Raw genomic sequence first — 4,079 nt, forward strand, 5'->3', positions numbered from 1 at the left:
TGGAAAAATAAATTTTCTACTTTCACTATTTTTGCGAAGTATAAAATGGATATCTGCTTCGTGAAGCATAATGTGAGCTAAAAGCTCATTTTTTCATTCAAGTCACAACTACAACGGACGCGATTTAACTGTTGTCAGTTCTTTTGAAGCTGTTGGTCAATACAGTGCTGGAAAAATTGACGACAAGGAATTATTAGAAGTTGAAAGTCATGCTTGTCCTGGTGCGGGTTCCTGCGGGGGAATGTTCACAGCTAACACCATGTCGGGAGCATTTGAAGCGCTGGGAATGAGTTTGCCCTATTCTTCGACAATGGCAGCCGAAGATGTCGAAAAAGCCGACAGCACGGAAAAATCGGCATTTGTGTTAGTCGAAGCCATCAAGAAACAAATCTTACCCAGCCAAATTATCACCCGCAAATCTATAGAGAATGCTATCTCTGTGATTATGGCGGTGGGTGGTTCTACCAATGCAGTGTTGCATTTTTTAGCGATCACCCACGCTGCTAATGTAGAGTTAACTCTGGATGACTTTGAAACTATCCGCGCCCGTGTTCCCGTTTTGTGTGATTTAAAACCTAGTGGTAAATATGTCGCTACAGATTTGCACAAAGCTGGTGGTATTCCCCAAGTCATGAAGATGCTACTTGTGCATAACTTGTTACATGGTGATTGCCTGACCATCACTGGTCAAACCATTGCAGAGATATTAGCAGACATCCCCGAAGAACCTTCTGCTAACCAAGATGTGATTCGGACTTGGAATAACCCGATGTATCCTCAAGGACACTTAGCTATCCTCAGAGGTAATCTAGCAACAGAAGGTGCTGTCGCTAAAATTACTGGCGTGAAAAAACCAGTAATTACCGGAATTGCAAGGGTGTTTGAGTCGGAAGAAGCTTCTTTAGATGCAATTTTGGCGGGGAAAATTCAAGCTGGTGATATTTTGGTTATCCGCTACGAAGGGCCCAAGGGTGGCCCTGGAATGCGAGAAATGTTGGCTCCCACTTCGGCAATTATTGGTGCTGGCTTGGGTGATGCAGTGGGATTAATTACCGATGGGCGCTTTTCTGGTGGTACTTACGGTATGGTAGTTGGTCATGTTGCTCCAGAAGCAGCAGTGGGTGGTGCGATCGCTCTTGTAGAAGAAGGCGATAGTATTACCATTGATGCACCTGCACGCCTCTTGCAGTTGAATATATCTGAGTCCGAATTAGCTCGTCGTCATGCTAATTGGCAACCTCCTGTACCACGTTACACTAAAGGCGTGTTGGCGAAATATGCCAAATTGGTATCTTCTAGCAGTCTTGGGGCTGTGACAGATTTGGATTTGTTTAATTGATATATAGGAGACATCCCCAGAAATTAGGTTTTCACCAAGACAAGATAAAGGTTTCAGCTTCTTTTTCGGAGATGTCTAGGGTAATTGATACAGAACGGAAATTATTGGTGGATTGCGACTCATCAAGAGGATGTTTCATCCGAAGAGATTGAACAACGAATTAAAGTCTTGTTTGGCAGCAAAGAAGAAGTCTAATTCAGCATCCCAACCATAATTTTTGACATCATCCCCTCGCTACACCCGCAAGGGTTAGCGGGGAAGTATTTACTGGGCTTGGAGAGATACGATAATTTTAACAATTCTAAAAGTATTTTTTGCGTATTTAGCCGGAGATGCCGTTTATTTATAAATCCTGTATTCAACCTCATCAAGAAGATTACCGCTCTTGTTAATCTGTTGAAACTCCCGAACTACTTTGCCGCCAATACTTTCTGCTATTTTCCGACTGGGGATATTTCTTTTATCAACAGAGTAGGAAAGATAATTGTATTCCAAATTTTTATCTACCCAGTTTTTTAGTATATCAATTGCCTCTCTACCAAAACCATGACTATGAGCGGATTTCTTAAGCCAAATTCCTAACTCCGGTGTATGAGTATCTATAGCACCAACCTCGCAAATTCCTAAAAATTCTAAATTATCTTTCTTAAGAATTACTAATACTAGGTCAGTGTGATTTTCTCGTTGTATAATCATATCTCTGATTATCTTTTCAGTTTCACTAAGACTAGATGCTGGCTTTGGATACATAAAGGTAGTAATTTCCCTGGTAAATTCTCGAAATACATTTTCTGTATATTCCCAGGAAATCACTTGTAGAATCAGTCTTTTAGACTCTAAACTTACTTGTTCTAAATTACTTGCCATTGGTATTGTGTTGACAATCTTAACGAAATATCATCAATGAATTTTGTGCTTACATTACATTCGACTCTGGATAAATTTGAGGCACAATTATTTTTATCTATCCAGAGTGATGAAAGAACGTTAAGCTACTTCCAATTCCAGCCAGAATGGTTTGGAGCTTACTTTGATTGCCACCTTTTTCCCTGTTTTTTGCTGATTGCGCCACTGCTCGATGGTCTCTTCATTCACAAGCGAAAGTTATACTGCCTAGTTGCTTGAGGGCAGCATCATAAGCGTTCCAATTTTTAACTTTGTACTAGGCTTTCGTCTTCATATGCAGGGCGCTTGCGGCGAGCGAACATCGGCGATAGGTAAAATTTACCATTTTGCTTATTCACGCAACAACGCCCAATATTTCTGAATTAAACATCAATATTTATCTGTTCTATCTGTCTGGCTGCTTTGTCCCAAAGCTTGGCAGAATTTTCATCTTGCCAGTGAGTTCTCAAATTTTCGGCTTTTTTATGACAAATTCGTTCTAACATCTCTAAAACTGCTGCCAATGTTAATTGGTCAACAACTGACTCTAAATAATCCATGTATTGTTTGGTCATAGTCACCTTCTTTAATTACTTGTAATTACGCCCATCAATTGGATGTTTGAATTGTTGATTCTGCTATTTTATTTTTACATTAGCTTAACCAAAAGATTTGTACATTCCTGCTTTGAAATTCTTTATACACAGAGCTTAGAGTTTTGAAATCATTGGCTCCTTTATTGTTAAATCCTTAGTCTCAACGCCACTTGCTACAAGGGAGGAAACCTCCACAACGCAGTGGCTCAATAAGATTGCGAGCCAGAATTTTCCATTCCATATCATTCAAACACTGTGAAGTGAACTATGGCGATCATAAGAAGGCGATCACCATAGTTCACTTAACTTAACAAGGCACTTGCTACAATCGAATAATGATGATTCAAGCTATAGAGGCAAAGAATATGTCTAATGTTGTCAAAGGTAGTTGTCTATGTAAAGCGGTAAACATATCCACAACAAATATGAGTAATATCGTGGGAGCTTGTCATTGTGGTATGTGTAGAAAGTGGGGTGGAGGAGCAATGTTCGCCATTGAGTGTGGCAGTAATGTTAGTTTTGAGGGTACAGAAAATATCGGCGTTTATCAATCTTCCGAATGGGCGGAACGTGGATTCTGTCAGAAGTGTGGCAGCCATCTATTTTACAGATTGAAACAAAATAACCAATACTTCATACCTGCTGGACTCTTCGATAACACAGAAGGTCTAATTTTTGAACATCAGGTTTTTATCGACGAAAAGCCCGAATATTACTCTTTTGCTAATGAAACTAGGAACCTGACAGGAGCAGAGTTGTTTGCACAGTTTACACCGACATCAGAAAATTAAGACTCTTCGATTACTTTTATAGTGCGAAGTTCATCCAGGTAAACAACCCACCACCAATTATTGCTAAGAGCAATATTGTGGGGGCTTTTAAAGCCCAAAGTTTACCCGACTAAGTGTTAAATCACTACGATTTTTAGGTCATCCTACCTGCAAATGCGTAGCCAGTTTGTAGCTCTAGGGTCAACAGTTAAACAGGTCTAATGGGTTAAGCCAGTGCTGTTGACATAAAAAGCCTTTAAATCATTGTCCAGGCTAACATTACCCAAGAAATTGGAGGCGCATTATGTGCAAAGTGTTTGTAATTAATAAGGAAAAAAGACCATTAAATCCAATTCATCCAGCACAGGCAAGACAATTATTAAGGTGATTTCCGAAAAAGAATTTACCACCTAAATTGGTTGAATCAAGATATCCCATTTGGGTAGAAGTGGATTTCGCTGCAATCTCGACTCGACTTGCTTCATGGCT

3 protein-coding genes and 2 pseudogenes are annotated in these 4,079 nt (G+C 39.9%); 3 read left to right on the forward strand and 2 right to left on the reverse strand.

All coding sequences use genetic code 11. From position 1 onward, the window contains the following. Positions 1-106: 106 nt before the first annotated feature. Positions 107-1,339: pseudogene (locus H6G14_RS32970) on the forward strand (dihydroxy-acid dehydratase domain-containing protein); the annotation flags it as partial. 339 nt (positions 1,340-1,678) lie between these two features. On the opposite strand, the gene H6G14_RS32975 reads toward H6G14_RS32970, so the two are convergent. Then, the gene (locus tag H6G14_RS32975; protein WP_011316357.1) at positions 1,679-2,206 is read right to left on the reverse strand and encodes a GNAT family N-acetyltransferase; all 528 of its coding nucleotides are present in this window, start codon (positions 2,204-2,206) and stop codon (positions 1,679-1,681) included. A gap of 401 nt (positions 2,207-2,607) precedes the next feature. Continuing rightward, a complete protein-coding gene (locus tag H6G14_RS32980) occupies positions 2,608-2,799 on the reverse strand; it encodes a hypothetical protein (RefSeq protein ID WP_011316356.1) in 192 nt (63 codons plus the stop codon). A gap of 386 nt (positions 2,800-3,185) precedes the next feature. On the opposite strand from H6G14_RS32980, the gene H6G14_RS32985 reads away from it, so the two are divergent. Both H6G14_RS32985 and H6G14_RS33935 read left to right on the forward strand, forming a co-directional pair. Continuing rightward, on the forward strand, positions 3,186-3,611 hold the full coding sequence (locus tag H6G14_RS32985) for a GFA family protein (RefSeq protein WP_190573176.1): 426 nt from the start codon (positions 3,186-3,188) through the stop codon (positions 3,609-3,611). A 283-nt stretch (positions 3,612-3,894) separates the two neighbouring features. After that, positions 3,895-3,975 (forward strand): annotated as a pseudogene (locus tag H6G14_RS33935) (RRXRR domain-containing protein); the annotation flags it as partial. Positions 3,976-4,079: the final 104 nt, after the last annotated feature.

The organism is Nostoc parmelioides FACHB-3921 (assembly GCF_014696625.1).
Classification (GTDB): domain Bacteria; phylum Cyanobacteriota; class Cyanobacteriia; order Cyanobacteriales; family Nostocaceae; genus Trichormus; species Trichormus parmelioides.

Excerpts from the sequence above, each read along its gene's own strand:
- H6G14_RS32975 (WP_011316357.1), bottom strand. The coding sequence starts at position 2,206 with ATGGCAAGTAATTTAGAACAAGTAAGTTTAGAGTCTAAAAGACTGATT.
- H6G14_RS32980 (WP_011316356.1), bottom strand. The coding sequence starts at position 2,799 with ATGACCAAACAATACATGGATTATTTAGAGTCAGTTGTTGACCAATTA.
- H6G14_RS32985 (WP_190573176.1), top strand. The coding sequence starts at position 3,186 with ATGTCTAATGTTGTCAAAGGTAGTTGTCTATGTAAAGCGGTAAACATA.